Source organism: Vreelandella populi, assembly GCF_003989825.1.
GTDB classification, from domain to species: domain Bacteria; phylum Pseudomonadota; class Gammaproteobacteria; order Pseudomonadales; family Halomonadaceae; genus Vreelandella; species Vreelandella populi.
The window spans coordinates 499,369-513,819 of record NZ_RZHE01000015.1; the positions used below are offsets into that span (position 1 = coordinate 499,369).

Annotated in this window: 13 protein-coding genes; 7 read left to right on the forward strand and 6 right to left on the reverse strand. The window is 52.9% G+C overall.

From position 1 onward, the window contains the following. Window positions 1-107 precede the first annotated feature (107 nt). Window positions 108-1,445, reverse strand: coding sequence for a class-II fumarase/aspartase family protein (locus ELY25_RS16910; RefSeq protein ID WP_126952429.1), 1,338 nt, complete (start codon window positions 1,443-1,445; stop codon window positions 108-110). A gap of 181 nt (window positions 1,446-1,626) precedes the next feature. Then, on the reverse strand, window positions 1,627-2,298 hold the full coding sequence (locus ELY25_RS16915) for a TetR/AcrR family transcriptional regulator (protein ID WP_126952430.1): 672 nt from the start codon (window positions 2,296-2,298) through the stop codon (window positions 1,627-1,629). 198 nt (window positions 2,299-2,496) lie between these two features. On the opposite strand from ELY25_RS16915, the gene ELY25_RS16920 reads away from it, so the two are divergent. The 6 genes from ELY25_RS16920 to ELY25_RS16945 all read left to right on the forward strand — a co-directional run bounded on the left by ELY25_RS16920 (window position 2,497) and on the right by ELY25_RS16945 (window position 8,940). After that, window positions 2,497-3,504 (forward strand): DctP family TRAP transporter solute-binding subunit, encoded by a 1,008-nt coding sequence (locus ELY25_RS16920; RefSeq protein WP_185856164.1) that lies wholly within the window; start codon window positions 2,497-2,499, stop codon window positions 3,502-3,504. Between the two features lie 101 nt (window positions 3,505-3,605). Further along, a complete protein-coding gene (locus ELY25_RS16925) occupies window positions 3,606-4,103 on the forward strand; it encodes a TRAP transporter small permease (protein WP_126952431.1) in 498 nt (165 codons plus the stop codon). After that, the gene (locus tag ELY25_RS16930) at window positions 4,100-5,365 is read left to right on the forward strand and encodes a TRAP transporter large permease (protein ID WP_126952432.1); all 1,266 of its coding nucleotides are present in this window, start codon (window positions 4,100-4,102) and stop codon (window positions 5,363-5,365) included. Before ELY25_RS16925 ends, ELY25_RS16930 begins: the two co-directional genes overlap by 4 nt. Window positions 5,366-5,393: 28 nt before the next feature. Continuing rightward, window positions 5,394-7,298, forward strand: coding sequence for a bifunctional sugar phosphate isomerase/epimerase/4-hydroxyphenylpyruvate dioxygenase family protein (locus ELY25_RS16935; RefSeq protein ID WP_126952433.1), 1,905 nt, complete (start codon window positions 5,394-5,396; stop codon window positions 7,296-7,298). Next, window positions 7,295-8,173, forward strand: a complete 879-nt coding sequence (locus tag ELY25_RS16940; protein WP_126952434.1) for a shikimate dehydrogenase family protein — start codon at window positions 7,295-7,297, stop codon at window positions 8,171-8,173. The genes ELY25_RS16935 and ELY25_RS16940 overlap by 4 nt, the downstream gene beginning before the upstream one ends. Before the next feature lie 53 nt (window positions 8,174-8,226). Then, window positions 8,227-8,940 (forward strand): SDR family NAD(P)-dependent oxidoreductase, encoded by a 714-nt coding sequence (locus ELY25_RS16945; protein ID WP_126952435.1) that lies wholly within the window; start codon window positions 8,227-8,229, stop codon window positions 8,938-8,940. Window positions 8,941-8,962: 22 nt separating this feature from the next. Here the strand turns inward: ELY25_RS16945 and ELY25_RS16950 are convergent, their stop codons facing one another. The 4 genes from ELY25_RS16950 to ELY25_RS16965 all read right to left on the reverse strand — a co-directional run bounded on the left by ELY25_RS16950 (window position 8,963) and on the right by ELY25_RS16965 (window position 13,362). Next, entirely contained in the window at window positions 8,963-10,186 is a 1,224-nt protein-coding gene (locus tag ELY25_RS16950; protein WP_126952436.1) for a CaiB/BaiF CoA transferase family protein, read from the reverse strand. Window positions 10,187-10,250: 64 nt separating this feature from the next. Further along, window positions 10,251-11,756 carry a tripartite tricarboxylate transporter permease gene (locus tag ELY25_RS16955; protein WP_126952437.1) on the reverse strand — a complete coding sequence of 502 codons (1,506 nt, stop codon included), beginning with the start codon at window positions 11,754-11,756 and terminating at the stop codon, window positions 10,251-10,253. A 33-nt stretch (window positions 11,757-11,789) separates the two neighbouring features. Beyond that, the gene (locus ELY25_RS16960; protein WP_126952438.1) at window positions 11,790-12,290 is read right to left on the reverse strand and encodes a tripartite tricarboxylate transporter TctB family protein; all 501 of its coding nucleotides are present in this window, start codon (window positions 12,288-12,290) and stop codon (window positions 11,790-11,792) included. A gap of 85 nt (window positions 12,291-12,375) precedes the next feature. Further along, complete coding sequence (locus ELY25_RS16965) at window positions 12,376-13,362, reverse strand: Bug family tripartite tricarboxylate transporter substrate binding protein (RefSeq protein WP_126952439.1); 987 nt, start codon at window positions 13,360-13,362, stop codon at window positions 12,376-12,378. 260 nt (window positions 13,363-13,622) lie between these two features. On the opposite strand from ELY25_RS16965, the gene ELY25_RS16970 reads away from it, so the two are divergent. Further along, window positions 13,623-14,402 (forward strand): IclR family transcriptional regulator domain-containing protein, encoded by a 780-nt coding sequence (locus tag ELY25_RS16970; RefSeq protein WP_126952598.1) that lies wholly within the window; start codon window positions 13,623-13,625, stop codon window positions 14,400-14,402. Window positions 14,403-14,451 lie beyond the last annotated feature (49 nt).

Genomic DNA, 14,451 nt, shown 5'->3' on the forward strand with positions numbered 1-14,451 from the left:
TGCCGAACGTGAATGGGGTCAAACCCCACTCACACATGCCTAAAGTCACACTACGACGCCTGACTATTTCAAAGCCTTAATTAAGCCTTTATTTTTAAAGAAAATTTTTAAGATTCCAGCCATGTCCTGGCACGTTTGACCTGAGCCACGCTGCTACCAAGGTATAAAGCCGGATCACAAGCTTTACGTAGCGAGTCGTTATCGATAGTTCCGTTTGCCTCAGAGTGCCCGGCCAGCACTTCAATCAACACGTCCGAATAATGCCGGGATTCGCGGCGTGAAGTTTCCGCCGCCGCCGCACTTAGCGCTTTGGCGTTATCCACGCCTAGCGCCGGAGTCAGCAGCCGCGCCACCGGTTCAGCCATGATGCCTCCCCCCGTAGCCGCCAAGTTGCGCCACATGTTATCGGGATACACTTCAAGCCCTTCAAGTAGCACGGCCACCTGCTCCAGCGCGCCTTCCACCAGTAGTACGCTTTCCATTAACGGCGCCCATTCGGCATGCCATTCCCCTAGCCCGCGCTCCAGGGGCTGGGCGGTCGCGTTTAGTAATACGCTGGCATGCCCATGTACTTGCCTTGCCGCGCCCCTGATCAACGCGCTGCGCACCGGGTTGCGCTTATGGGGCATCGAGGAGGACTCCCCCATCCCCGGTGCCGAGGGCTCGGCCACCTCGCCTACTTCGGTCTGGGTAAGCAGCGATACATCCAGGGCCAGTTTCTCGGCAGCGCCAGCTACGGCATCCAGCGCCGTACCGAGGGCATGAATGGGATAACGGTCGGTATGCCAGGGCAGTACCGGTGCTGCCAAGCCTAGCTTTTCAGCCAAGGCGTCCATCCACTCAAGCCCCAGTGCATCCCGCCCGGAGTGCACGCCCACCGCTCCGCCAAACTGAACGGGGAGTTCAATATCACCTAAACGTCGACGCGCCTGCTCCAGGCCCACGGCCCAGTGAGACACCTTGACGCCAAAGGTAATCGGCAGCGCCTGCTGCATTAGGGTGCGCCCGACCATGGGCGTATTGCTGTGTGTGTTCATGAGATCTATCGCCGCCGAGCGGCAGCGCAGCAGCAGGCTATCCAACGCGGCCAGGCGCGGTTTAAGTAACAGCATCAACGCAGAATCGACGACATCCTGGCTCGTCGCCCCCTGATGCCAGTAACGCTTGAGGCCATCTGCGAGCAGCGCACGGCTCTGTTTGACGAACGGAATGGCGACGTTGCCTCCGCTGGCGATGCCCTCGGCCATCTCAGCGATATCAAAAGAGGCATCTTCCAGCTGAGCGCGCATCTGCTGACTTGTGCCAGCAGGCAGTGCGCCACTGGCTTCCTGAACGTCAGCCAAGGCCAGTTCAAAGGCCAGCATGGCCCGGACCATGGCGTCTTCATCACAGGCAGCCAAGGCGCTTTGACTCATAAACGGATGTTTTAAAAATGCTGAGGGCATGGGCGCAAGGCCTCCTAGTAACGTGATCCAGAGCCTGAACATAGCGCAAAAAGATATGATTTAGAAAAGTTTGTACTTATGTTCGCTATTCGAACTACGGACTGAACAGACAGGTGCGAACTTGCCGCTGACGTGTGGCTTCGCAAAGCTGGTTTATGCATCGCCCCCAGCGGACGCTTGTTTACTTCTGAGGATTGGCTTCGTCAAGGCGTACGTAACGAAGCACCATCTCGGCTACGTGATCCTCTAACTTACGCTGGTTTTCCGGCGCGGCTTGCTGCCAGTCAAAAATCCGCGAGAAGGTGTGCTGGTTGGAGACGTTGAAAAACGACAGTGCACTAATCAGCCAGTGCAATTCACGGGGGTCCAGGCCTTCGCGAAAATAGCCTTCTGCCACACCACGCGCATAAACGCTGGTCAGCACATCAATTACGCCCGCATTAAGTGACTGAATTAATGCGGACTGCGCCAGGTAACGACCATGATGGATATTTTCGATCATTACCAAACGAATGAAATCAGGGTTTTGGACGTGATGGCGAAAGGTGAACCGGACAAGTCGACTTAGCGCCTCAAGGGGAGCCAAATGGTCAAGGTCAAGCTCGGCCTCTTGTAAGCGCACTTTTTGATAAGCGGCTTCCAGCGTATGCAAGTAAAGCGTCTCTTTATCCTTGAAGTAGTAGTAGATCATGCGCTTGGAAGCGCGGGTTTTCTCGGCAATTTCATCGATTCGAGCCCCTGAAAGGCCTTTTTCGGAAAACTCACGCATGGCCACTGCCAGGATATCGGCCTGCACGGATTCGGGATCGTTTTTACGTCGTGTAGTGGAGGATGTCTTTGGATGAGCTGCCATTGGCTGACCTTTTATTATCATGACCGTCTTTGGTCTACTATCTCATAGCTTGACTGAACGTACCATTTCGTACATTGTTTTTGGGCAGATTTAAACAGTAAAAACACGCCATTGCTTACGCTCTTGAAACCTTATAACAACTGCCCCGACAAGAGGACAATAACAATGCCTTATAAATATTTTATAAAGCAAACTCCCATGAAACGCATGCTCACGGTCGCGCTTACCGCCACTATGCTCACGGCCGCCGCCAATGCTTCCGCTCAGACACTGCGCTTTGCTCACGTTGATCCAGATGATTGGACCACGTCTAAAAAAGGCGCAGCAGGGCAGGTGTTCAAGAACCTGGTGGAAGCAGAAACCGATCTTAAAGTGGAGTTATATCCTGCGGGTTCGCTAGGCGGTGAAACCGAGCTGATTGAAGGCGCACAGGACGGCACCATCAGCATCGCTATGGTCTCCGGTTCCTATGCCAACTTCTGCCCGGCAGTTGCCGTAACCGATATTCCTTACACCTTCCCATCGGCGCCAGTGGCATGGCAGGTAATGGACGGCGAATTCGGCACTGCGCTTGCTGAGCACTGCTTGGAACAGACAGGCCTGCGCACGCTGGCTTACGGCGAGACGGGCTTTCGCCACTTCACCAACTCGGTGCGTACTATCAACTCGCCGGAAGACATGAAAGGCCTGAAATTCCGCGTACAAACCATCCCGCTTTATATCGAAATGATGCGTGGCCTGGGAGCTGAGCCGCAGGGTATTACCTGGGGTGAAGTACCGACAGCCCTGGCGACCGGCGTGGTAGATGGCCAGGAAAACCCCATTTCGGTGATCTACGGCAACAACTTCCACGAATTTCAGGACTACCTGACGCTGGATCGCCACGTGTATGGCGTTGACCACCTGCTGATCAACGACGACATCTTCCAGTCGCTTAGCGAAGAAGAACAGGCTGCCGTGAAACGTGCCGCCATGGTTGCGGGTACCACTGGACGCGCCATTCAGCAGTTCAATTCCGCAGAAGGCATTGCCAAACTGGAAGCCGCAGGTATGGAAATTACCCAGCCCAACGCTGAGCAGATGGAAGCGTTCCGGGAAGCGGCTCAACCGCCGGTTCAGGCTTACCTGCGCGACGAACTTGGTGATGATGCAGAGTGGATTGACCGCCTTTCTGCCGCGGTTAGTGAGGCGTCCGAGCGCTTCTAACCCTGGTTGCTCAAAGCATTTTGTGAGAAAGCACTTTGCGAGTGGGCCAGCCTGGCCCGCTCTTGCTCCTGCGTACCTGACTACCGATTGAAGGTGCCCTTATGTCCCATCTTCTTGCCCGGATACATCGTGGCCTGATCCTGTTCAATGGCAGCTTGGCAGGCCTTGCCATGGTGCTTATTTTTCTATTGGTCGCAGGCAATGCCTTTGCGCGCTATACCTATGGCGGCTCCATTAGCTGGGGAGAAGATACCGCCATCTATCTGATGATTTACGGTCTGATGTTTGGCATGGCGTGGGCGTACCTACAGGACAAGCATATCGGCTTTGATCTTATCCGCCGCTTGCTGCCTCCACGCTGGCTGCGCTGGCAGGCAGTGGCTATCGACCTTGTGGTGCTAGCCGTCGGCGTTGGCTTGATGGTGTCAGCCATTGAATTTATCGCCGCTCGCGGTAACCGCACCTCCTCAAGTACCGGGATACCGATGTGGGTCTTTCAAACATCGATGCTGATGGGAGGCGGTCTGCTCAGCCTTTCGGCTCTGGTAATGGGCGCACAGCGTTTGAGTGGACGCTCTGATGGGGAGCCATCACCATGATTTTTGTACTGCTTTTAGCTCTCATATTACTGGGAGTACCGTTTGCCTTTGCCATTCTGGGTACCCTCACGGTGCTGATGAGCACCGGCGATCTGCCCTACCATATTCGTATTGTGTCGCAGCAGTTTTTTGGCGGTATGGAGTCTTTTCCGCTGCTGGCAATACCGCTGTTCATTCTGGCCGGCGAGCTGATGAACGAAGCGGGCATCACGCACCGGATCATTAACCTGGCCACGGCCATTGTCGGTCGTCTCAAGGCGGGGCTGGCACACGTCAATATCTGGGCCTCGGTGATTTTTGCCGGGCTTTCCGGCTCAGCGATTGCCGATACTTCAGCCCTTGGCCGGGTATTTATCCCCTCAATGGAAAAAGAGGGCTACCCGCGTGATTTTGCCGCCGCCCTCACCGCGGCGTCATCGGTGATTGGCCCGATTATACCCCCCAGTATTCCGGTGATTATCTACGCCCTCACGGTGTCAGGTGTGTCAGTGCCGGGGCTCTTCTTGGCCGGTATCGTCCCGGGCTTTTTGCTGGCGTTGGGGCTTTCCATCTACGTCTACTTTTTTGCTGGCGACCTGGGTGCCACGCAGTCCAGGCAGCAGTCGCGCCGTCATGCGCTTCTGAATGGCCTTTTGCCCGCTCTCATGCCGGTCTTTGTGGTAGGCGCCATTCTTGCTGGCATTGTAACACCGACTGAAGCAGCGGCCTTTGCCGTGGTATATGCGTTGATTCTTGGCGTGGTGCTCTACCGCAATATCAAGCTGGTTAATCTGCCCGGCATCTTCGCCCGCGCCATGCGCGATAGCGCAGTCATCATGGTCATTATGGGTGCCGTTGCGGCCGCCAACTGGGTACTGACGTTTGAACGCGTGCCTAACATGCTCACCGAGTGGGCGCTGATGAATATCGATACCCAGTGGACCTTCCTGATTGCCGTCATTCTGCTGCTCCTGGTAGTAGGACTGTTTCTGGAAGGGATCGCGGCCATTCTGGTGCTGGTACCCATTCTTCACCCCATTGCCATGGCGCTGGGCATTGACCCACTGCACTTTGGGATCGTGGTGATCTTCAACCTGATGATGGGCCTGATCACGCCACCCATGGGGCTCTGCCTGTTTGTCGCCGACTCGGTTTCCGGCGTGGGAATGGGGGCCATTATCCGCCGCATTATGCCGATGCTGGGCGTACAGTTCTTGATTCTGCTGCTGATCACGTTTGTACCCACGCTGGTTACCTTCCTGCCGCGCCTGTTTGGCTATTGATTTTACTGAATGCAAGGAGCGTAATGCCATGTACTCATCCATTGCCACGGTTTGCCTAAGCGGTTCGCTGGAAGAGAAGGTAGACGCCATCGCTCAGGCCGGTTTTGAAGGGCTTGAGCTATTTGAAAACGACCTTACGGCCTTTACCGGCACACCCAGGGAAGCGGGCGAACTGGTTCGCTCGCGTGGGCTAAAGCTGGTCACCCTTCAACCGTTCCGTGATTTTGAAGGTCTGCAGGGGCACGCGCGGGAGCGAGCTTTTGACCGCGCCGAGCATAAGTTCGACCTGATGGAGGAGCTGGGCACAGATCTATTGATGACGTGCAGTACCGTTCACCCTGATTCGCTACCGGGTTTGAGCCGCGCCGCCGATGATTTCTACGAGCTAGGCGAGCGTGCTGCACGGCGCAATATGCGCGTGGCCTATGAAGCGCTGGCCTGGGGCCGCCATATTCACGACTACCGTGACAGCTGGGAAGTGGTGCGCCGCGCCGCGCACTCCAGTGTCGGTCTGGTGCTGGATACCTTCCATATCTTCTCGCGCCAGACGGAGCTGGGCACCATTGGCCGCATTCCAGGGGATCGCATCTTTCTGGTACAGACCGCCGATGCGCCGCGCCTCTCAATGGATCATCTATCATGGAGCCGCCACTACCGTTGCTTCCCAGGCCAGGGCGAGCTGCAGATGGATAGCTTCATGGCCATGCTTCAGGAGACCCGCTACGATGGCCCACTCTCCCACGAGATCTTTAATGATGTCTTTCGCATGGGCCACAGTGACCAGACGGCGCGTGACGGTTTGCGCTCCTACCATTTGCTGCGCAGCATGCAGGACGACAGCGGCATTCCCGCGCCACAGCCCATTGAGTCGGTTGCCTTTCTTGAAATCGCCGTGGAGCCTGCGGACCTGGTACCGCTGCGTGAGCTGCTCAGCGCGCTGGGTATGGCGTGTGTCGGGCGTCATCACACGCTCAATGCGGAGCGCTGGGCCGCGGGTGATGTTAATTTGGTGCTTAACACCGAGGCGGGTTTCACGGGTCGTGTGCCGGGGCGCGATGCCACAGCGATTACTGCTATTGGCCTGAAGGTGAGCAACGCCTACGAAGCCTTCAAGCGGGCGGACAAGCTCGGTTACGATATCATCGAGCCTGAAGAGGTGGGCGCCAGCCACCGCATGAGCGCTCTGCGCAATGTCGACGGCAGCCTCTCCTACATCATTGATGACTCACAGCTCAGCCGTACGTGGGATCGTGAATTCCCCGTGGATGTGCAGCCCATTCCAGGCGGAGCGCTTGTGGATATCGACCACATCAGCGTTGCCCTCTCCTATCATGATTATCTCTCGCTGATGCTGCAGTACCGCGCTATTTTCCAGCTGGAAATCACGCCCTCCTTCGATGTCACCGATCCACGCGGGCTGATTCAAAGCCAGGTTCTGCAAAACTATAATGGCCGTTTCCGTCTGGCGCTTAACGCCAGTGCCTCCCCCAATACCGCCAGCAACCGGTTTGTGCGCCAGTACGGCGGTTCGGGAATTCATCATGTTGCCCTGCGCACAGAGTCGATGCGTGCCACCAGCGCCGCGTTGCAGCAGGCGGGCACACAGGTGCTGCCCATTCCCGGCAACTACTATCGCGATCTGGCGGCACGCTTTGATTTACCCGCGCAAACCAAGACGTGGATGCAGGATCACCATATTCTGTTTGATCAGGACGGCAGCGGCGAATTCCACCAGCTGTATGCGCAGCAACTCGCCCATCAAGCGTTTTTCTTTGAGCTGGTACAGCGCGACGGCTATCAAGGATTGGGCGCCCCCAATGCCTTTGTGCGCGTAACTGCCCAGCAGCGCCTTGAGGCAGAAACGCTGGCCGCGCACATGGACGGCAATGACCTCGACACGCGACACCACAACACAGATGAGAGCGCATCATGATCAAGCTCGGACTAGTCGGCGAAGGCATCGCCAAATCACAATCTCCCGACCTGCATGAACGCCTGGGCGCATCGCTTGGCCTGCCTGTGCGCTACGATTTAGTGGATAGCCTGGGCGTGACAGATTTTGATTTCCCCGCGGCGATACAAACGCTGCGCACTGGAGGCTATCTGGGCACTAACGTCACTTTCCCCTTCAAGGAAAAAGCTGCGCAGCTGGCCGATATCCGCGGCGAAGGCGTGCTCCGAGTGGGCACTGCCAATACCTTGCTGTTCGATGCAGAGGGTCTGCGCGCCGAAAACACCGACTACACCGGCTTTATCAGCGCCTACCGCCATTCGTTTGGCAACCAACCCGCAGGCGAGGTGCTACTGATTGGCGCTGGCGGCGTTGGTCGCGCGGTGGCCTGCGCCTTGGGTGAACTTGCCGTTAGCCATCTGTATATTCTTGAGCACGATACGACGCGAGCACAGAACCTCTGTCGCGATCTTGGCACCATGGGCATTAATGCCTCGTGCATCACGCCAGAGCAAGCCCAACAGGGTCTGCCTAACTGGCAGGGCGTGGTAAACTGCTCACCTATTGGCCATATTAATCATCCTGGGTGCCCAATCGACACGGCCGGACTTGGTAGCCAGCACTGGGTGTTTGATGCCGTGTACATACCCGCTCATACCGAGCTTTTAAACGCCGCCAACCAGGCAGGGGCCAAAACGCTTTCAGGTGTTGATCTTTTCGTGTTCCAGGGTGTGGATGCGTTTCGTTTTTTCACCGCCGACTGTATTGTTTCTGAAAGAATCGAACCGCACGTAATACCGCTGCGTACACATTATATTGAACAACTAGTCCACTCACCTACTCGCACCATGCCGTAACATCACGTCCACGCCAGCTTCATAAATATAAATCTCATCGTGAGGAGGAATCTATGTCAACGCCGTATGCCGTAGTAACGGGGGGCGCCCGTAATATCGGGCAGGCCATCTCTCAACGTCTTCAACAGGACGGCTATCGGGTTATCGTCCTTGATATCGTTGAGCCCACGATAGACTCGCTTAAAGAAGATGCTTATCAAGTTGATTTATCAGACATAGAAGCGTTAAAAGCAGTATTGGACTCAATAAATGAAAAGTATGCGGTAAGCTGCCTAGTTAACAACGTAGGTATTGTGGCCCCGGCCCTTATTGATGAAACTCGTGTTGAAGATTTTGATCGCTTGATGCACCTGAACGTACGCCCAGCATTAATATGCACGCAAGCTCTATTGCCAAGCCTGCGTGCCAGCAAGCACGGGCGTATCGTATTTAATGCCAGCCGGGTAGTACTGGGCAAAGAGGCCCGAACACTCTATAGCGCTACCAAAGGAGCGGTACAGGCCATGGCCAGAACCTGGGCACTAGAACTTGCCCAGGATGGGATTACAGTCAACTGCGTGGCGCCTGGCCCTATTGCGACATCCGCCTTTTGGGATAACAACCCACCCGATTCCGAACGTGCCAAACGCATTATTGAGAACATCCCTCTGCAGCGTATGGGCGAACCCGAAGACGTGGCCAATGCGGTTAGTTTCTTCTGCGACTCACGCAGCAGCTTTATTACCGGGCAGACACTTTTTGTGTGTGGCGGTGTTACCGTAGGTTAAGAGCGGCCCGATCAATCATCCATTAAATCGCTTGATGAAGGCGTAACGTTTCAATTTCTTCAGGCGTTTTATTGAGCACTCTGCTCAATATATCAAACGTATCTTCCCCCAAGAGCGGCGGTGCTTTGCGGTACTCCAGGCTTGTTTTTGAATATTTGATCGGGTTGGCGACTCCCGGCACCTTGCCATATGAAGACGCTTGCTCGATCTGCATCCCCCGGGCCTGCACCTGGGGGTCTTCAAATACCTGGTCGATACTTTGAATGGGACCACAAGGCACGGCAAGATCAGCCAGCAGCGCTATCCATTCATCGCGAGTCCGTTGGCGGGTAATCTCGACCATGATAGGAATAAGCGTCAGGCGGTGTTTCACCCGCATCGGATTGGTTTTAAACCGGGCGTCAGTTGCCAATTCAGGATGACCTACGGCTTGGCAAAAACGCTGGAACTGACCATCGTTACCGATAGCGATAATTACCTTTTCGCCGTCGGCGGTCGGAAAAGGCTGGTAAGGCACCAGGTTAGGATGATAGTCACCGGTACGTTGAGGAATATTGCCGCTACAGAAATAGTTGAGCGCTTGGTTGGCCAGCCAACTGACTTGTACATCCAACAACGCCATATCAATGTACTGCCCTTCACCGGTTTGATGGCGATGGTGTAGCGCCCCCAAAATAGCAATGACTGCGTTCATCCCAGTGGTCAAATCTGATACCGCCATACCTACCCGCTGCGGGCCTGCGCCCGGCTCCTCATCAGGCACCCCAGTGATACTCATTAACCCTGCCTGGGCCTGAATGAGATAATCATAGCCCGCCATATGAGCCATCGGGCCCGTCTGGCCAAAGCCAGTGATAGAGCAATATATCAGCGCAGGATTAATTGCTTCTAAGCTTGGGTAATCCAGTCCCTTGTTGGTTAGCCCGCCGCTTTTGAAGTTTTCTACTAATATATCGCTGTCGGCCGCTAGCTCACAAATAAGCGCCTGCCCTTCCGGTACGCTGATATCCACCGTGATCGAGTGTTTGCCACGATTTGCAGACAGGTAATAAGCAGACTGACCCGAGGATTGCCCAGCACTGTCACATAACCAGGGAGGACCCCAATGACGTGTATCGTCGCCAAGTACCGGACGCTCGACCTTGATAACTTCAGCGCCCATATCTGCCAATATTTGCGTACACCAGGGCCCAGCCATTACTCGGCTTAAGTCGAGCACACGCAACCCCTTTAACGGCCCTGGCATAAACCACTCCTATTCATTATCAATCCGCAATAGCAGCGCAGCTAACTTACTTCATGAGGAAAAATTAGGTTTCATTAGTTAGCTTGTCGGCGTTTAGCTTTGTGTTTCGATCCTTGAAAAAACGGAATACCGCAAAAGCAATTGACCCAAATGTAATGGCAATAAAGAACCAGGTAATCGGACCACGGACAAAAATCGACATGTCGCCATTACTGATTAAAAGCGAGCGCCTCAGGTTGTCTTCAAACATGGGCCCTAGAATAAAGCCGATTAGAAATGGAGCGGCCGGAATACCTGTGCGGTTAAACAGATAGCCCACCACACCAAATGCCAGCATGAGCCATATATCAAACGTCATATTGTTTACAGCGTAAGCACCGTAAACGCAGAACATCAGGACGATAGGGAAAAGGATCGACTTTGGAATATCCGCGATTAGCGAGAAATACTTGATGGCCGCGTTGCCGACCACCAGCAATATCAACGAGCTGAACATGATGCCTAGAAACAGCGCATAGATGAGCGACAGGTTTTCCTGGAACATGATTGGGCCTGGGGTAAGGCCGTGAACCATAAAGGCGCCCAAGATAATGGCTGTAATCACATCTCCTGGGATGCCTAGTGAAAGCAGCGGTATTAAGGTTGCACCTGCCACACCATTGTTACCGGCTTCAGCGGCGGCAACACCTTCAACTTCCCCTTTACCAAAATTAGCTTTATTGGGAGAGCGACGCCGGGCATCACTATAGGAAATAAACGCCGCAGCGGTGGCTCCGGTGCCCGGAATAGCGCCGATAATGACACCAATTAAACTTCCACGAACGATACTTTTCATGCAGCGCTTAAGCTCGGCCAGGGTCATGCCCACGCCACTGGCTTTAGCTTTAATGTGCGGTATTACTTTTTTTCTATAAAACTCAATGATTTCAGGTATGGCAAACAGGCCAATAAGTAATGGAATAAATGAAATCGAATCCATTAAATTATAATTACCAAACGTTAAACGCTGTGAACCAAATACCGAATCAAGACCTACCAGAGACAACAAGATACCCAGCAGGGCCGCTAGAAGTCCTTTAACCATAGAACCACTTGCCAAAGAAATAATAATGGTCAGTGAGAAACAGATTAACCAAAAGAACTCTGGCGCCCCGAAATTAAGCGCTATTTTAGCCAAATAAGCGGCGAAAAATATCAATGCGATATTAGAAATGAAATCGGCAATAACGGAAGAGAAAAGCGCCGCTTTTAACGCTTTTTTTGCATTCCCTTGTTGAGCCATCGGATAGCCATCCAGCAGCGTACATGCCGATGCAGGAGAACCCGGGGTACGAATCAGGATAGCCGTGATTGAACCACCGTACATTCCTCCTTTATAGATACCCACCAACAGAAGAATAGCGGCCACAGGCTGCATTGAGAAGGTAAACGGTAAGGCAAGTGCTACGGCCATGGTAGCCGTAAGACCGGGTATTGATCCAACCGTAACACCAATGACGACGCCTAGTGCAATGGCTATAAAGTTATCAATACTTAAAAATAACTGTAAAACTTCAGTAAGGTTTTCCATATGTCACCTGGGCTGCACGCTGAAGACAAATCATTAAAAAGGCATCAAAGGAAGAGGTACATTCATCACATTGACAAATAACAGCGTGACGCCAACGGGAAATGCGATTGCAAAGCCATACGCCCACCATACACGCACCGGATGAGCTAAAAACAGAAGAACCGTTGCTAATATGCCGGTTAAAATAGCGCCTAATGATTCAAAGAAAAGTACGTAAACGAACAGGGCTATCAGCATGATCACAAAACGCCGATATGGACCCTTGACTATCTTTCTCTCATCATTTTCAGTGTCACTTGGGACTATAATGCCCTGAATAATCAATAAAATAGAAAATGCCAATATAAGCCAACTAACGATGTTGGGCAGCCATCTAGGCGACATCATCGGGTTTTGCAGTATCGAGGGCTCTCCGATGTAATTAGGAACAAGATAGAGCGCCAATACCAGTGAGACCACAAGCAATACGATGCCGGTAATAACATCTAAAGTGTCTTTGATTCGTTTCACGTTGCTTAAATCAGAAGATGACATGGCAGCCTCTCCACGAGGACAAGCTAAAGAAAGCAAACAAGGCGAAGGTTAGTTTTAACCTTCGCCTTGTTATTTCAGGTAGTCTTTACTGGCTAATGCCCGCCTGCTGAGCGACTTCTTCCCAACGTGCAAGATCATCAATCACAAACTGTTTAAACTCTTCACCCTCTACCTGGCCTGGTTGAGCACCTAACTGCTCCGCGAAGTCGAGGAACTCCTGGCGCTCCATAACTTCATCCAGTGCTGTCTGCATGGCTTCATAGCCTTCCTCGGGGAAGGAATTGTGCGCAATCAAGCCAAACCAGGCGGTGGTAACAAACTGGTCGAGGTTGTGCTCACCGATTTCAGAAAGGGTGGGTACCTCCGGCAGATAAGGCGAGCGTTCTGCTGAAGTAACGGCCAAGGCGCGTAAGTCACCCGATTTGATATGTGAATACACCGTTGGCATGTTTTCAAATGAAACGTCGACATCGCCACCCAGCAAGGCTGGTAAAGCAGCACCGCTGCCTGCAAAAGGAACGGCCGTCATCTGTGAACCGGTCAGCGTTTTAAACAATTCACCCGACATGTGAATTGAGCTGCCTACACCACTGTGACTAAACGCCATGTTCTTGTCTTGTGCAGCTTCAATGAATTCCACAACTGTTTGATAGGGGCTGCTTGCAGGCACCACCATGACATTGGGGATATCAATAATATTTTGGATAAAGACAAAGTCTTCGACCGGATCATAAGCCAGATCAGGGTAAATCGCCGCACCGATGGTATGGCCTGGTGATGCCATTAAAAGCGTATGATCAGCATCACGCCCGCCGCGGGCGAGTCGGCCTGTTCCTACGGTGGAGCCTGCCCCAGGACGGTTCTCAACAATAACATTGGTGTCCAGTGCATCTTTTAGCAAATCAGCAACACGACGTGAAAGCACATCAGTGGTGCCACCCGGCGCGTACGGCACAACCAGGCGTACATCGCCAGTTGGCCAATCAGCAGCGTTGACTGTTGAAACGGAAGCAGCAAGTAATAAAGCGCTGCTGCAGGCAGCAATACATGTGGCGCTGACAAATTTTTTCATGGGTGTTAATTTCCTATGATTACTTAATTATTGTTCGCGATACGTACATGTATTCGCACTACATACAGGGAGACTACTTTGTTCTTACCTGCGTACAAAACACAACTTTAGTAGTATCTGACCAAAAGTTGCTCAAAAAATATATTGAAGCTCATGTACAAAAAAGCTAAAAACGCATTCTTGTTCGCATAACGAACTTTGTTGCGCTAAGGTATCAACTTTGGTTAAAACAATGCATCGTATTAATGGATAGGAAACCTATGCAGGAAGACATTCTTAATCCCGATAGCCGGGATTTTGTCACAGCGCTAGCCAGTGGTTTAGAGGTAATTCGCGCCTTTGATGACGAACACCCTCGCATGACACTGAGCGAAGTAGCTACACGGACAGGAATGAATAGGGCCAAAGCCAGGCGCATTCTGTTAACGCTTCATGCCTTAGGTTATGTACGTAAGCAACACCGCTATTTTGAGTTGGCGCCGCGCGTGCTACATCTTGGCTATGCTTTTTTATCTGCTAATAATTACCGGGGTGTTATACAGCAGTATTTGGAGGATATTACTGATGAAATTGGTGAGTCCTCTTCCTTGGGGGTATTGGATGGCGAAGATGTCATCTATGTAGCCCGTTCAGCGGCGAAGCACCGCTTGATGGCAATTACGCTTTCAGTGGGAACTCGACTGCCCGCCGCTCACACTTCTCTGGGCCGTATACTGCTCGCCCAACTCCCTGAGGCGGAGTTAGAAGACTATTTATCAAGCGTTGAGTTGATACGGCATACCGACAAGACGATTGTCGATATCGAAGAGCTAAGAAATCAGATTATCGTGGCGAGACAACAAGGCTACGCGGTAGCTGATCAGGAACTTGACCCAGGCCTACGCTCTTTGGCGGTCCCCGCATACGATGCCAAGCATCAGTTGATAGGCGCTATCAATGTCAGCACGAACGTAGCCAGAGTAGATATTGATACGTTACTGGGTGTGTATCTGCCAATTATGCAAAAGAAGGCCGCCCAAATACGCCTGCATGTTAATTAAGCTCAAAAATGGGCTAGCTCCATGGCCGGTTTATCCACAATGGAGCTAG

Bases quoted from the DNA above. Each gene is read 5' to 3' on its own strand.
- ELY25_RS16910 (WP_126952429.1), bottom strand. From the start codon at position 1,445: ATGCCCTCAGCATTTTTAAAACATCCGTTTATGAGTCAAAGCGCCTTG.
- ELY25_RS16915 (WP_126952430.1), bottom strand. From the start codon at position 2,298: ATGGCAGCTCATCCAAAGACATCCTCCACTACACGACGTAAAAACGAT.
- ELY25_RS16920 (WP_185856164.1), top strand. From the start codon at position 2,497: ATGAAACGCATGCTCACGGTCGCGCTTACCGCCACTATGCTCACGGCC.
- ELY25_RS16925 (WP_126952431.1), top strand. From the start codon at position 3,606: ATGTCCCATCTTCTTGCCCGGATACATCGTGGCCTGATCCTGTTCAAT.
- ELY25_RS16930 (WP_126952432.1), top strand. From the start codon at position 4,100: ATGATTTTTGTACTGCTTTTAGCTCTCATATTACTGGGAGTACCGTTT.
- ELY25_RS16935 (WP_126952433.1), top strand. From the start codon at position 5,394: ATGTACTCATCCATTGCCACGGTTTGCCTAAGCGGTTCGCTGGAAGAG.
- ELY25_RS16940 (WP_126952434.1), top strand. From the start codon at position 7,295: ATGATCAAGCTCGGACTAGTCGGCGAAGGCATCGCCAAATCACAATCT.
- ELY25_RS16945 (WP_126952435.1), top strand. From the start codon at position 8,227: ATGTCAACGCCGTATGCCGTAGTAACGGGGGGCGCCCGTAATATCGGG.
- ELY25_RS16950 (WP_126952436.1), bottom strand. From the start codon at position 10,186: ATGCCAGGGCCGTTAAAGGGGTTGCGTGTGCTCGACTTAAGCCGAGTA.
- ELY25_RS16955 (WP_126952437.1), bottom strand. From the start codon at position 11,756: ATGGAAAACCTTACTGAAGTTTTACAGTTATTTTTAAGTATTGATAAC.
- ELY25_RS16960 (WP_126952438.1), bottom strand. From the start codon at position 12,290: ATGTCATCTTCTGATTTAAGCAACGTGAAACGAATCAAAGACACTTTA.
- ELY25_RS16965 (WP_126952439.1), bottom strand. From the start codon at position 13,362: ATGAAAAAATTTGTCAGCGCCACATGTATTGCTGCCTGCAGCAGCGCT.
- ELY25_RS16970 (WP_126952598.1), top strand. From the start codon at position 13,623: ATGCAGGAAGACATTCTTAATCCCGATAGCCGGGATTTTGTCACAGCG.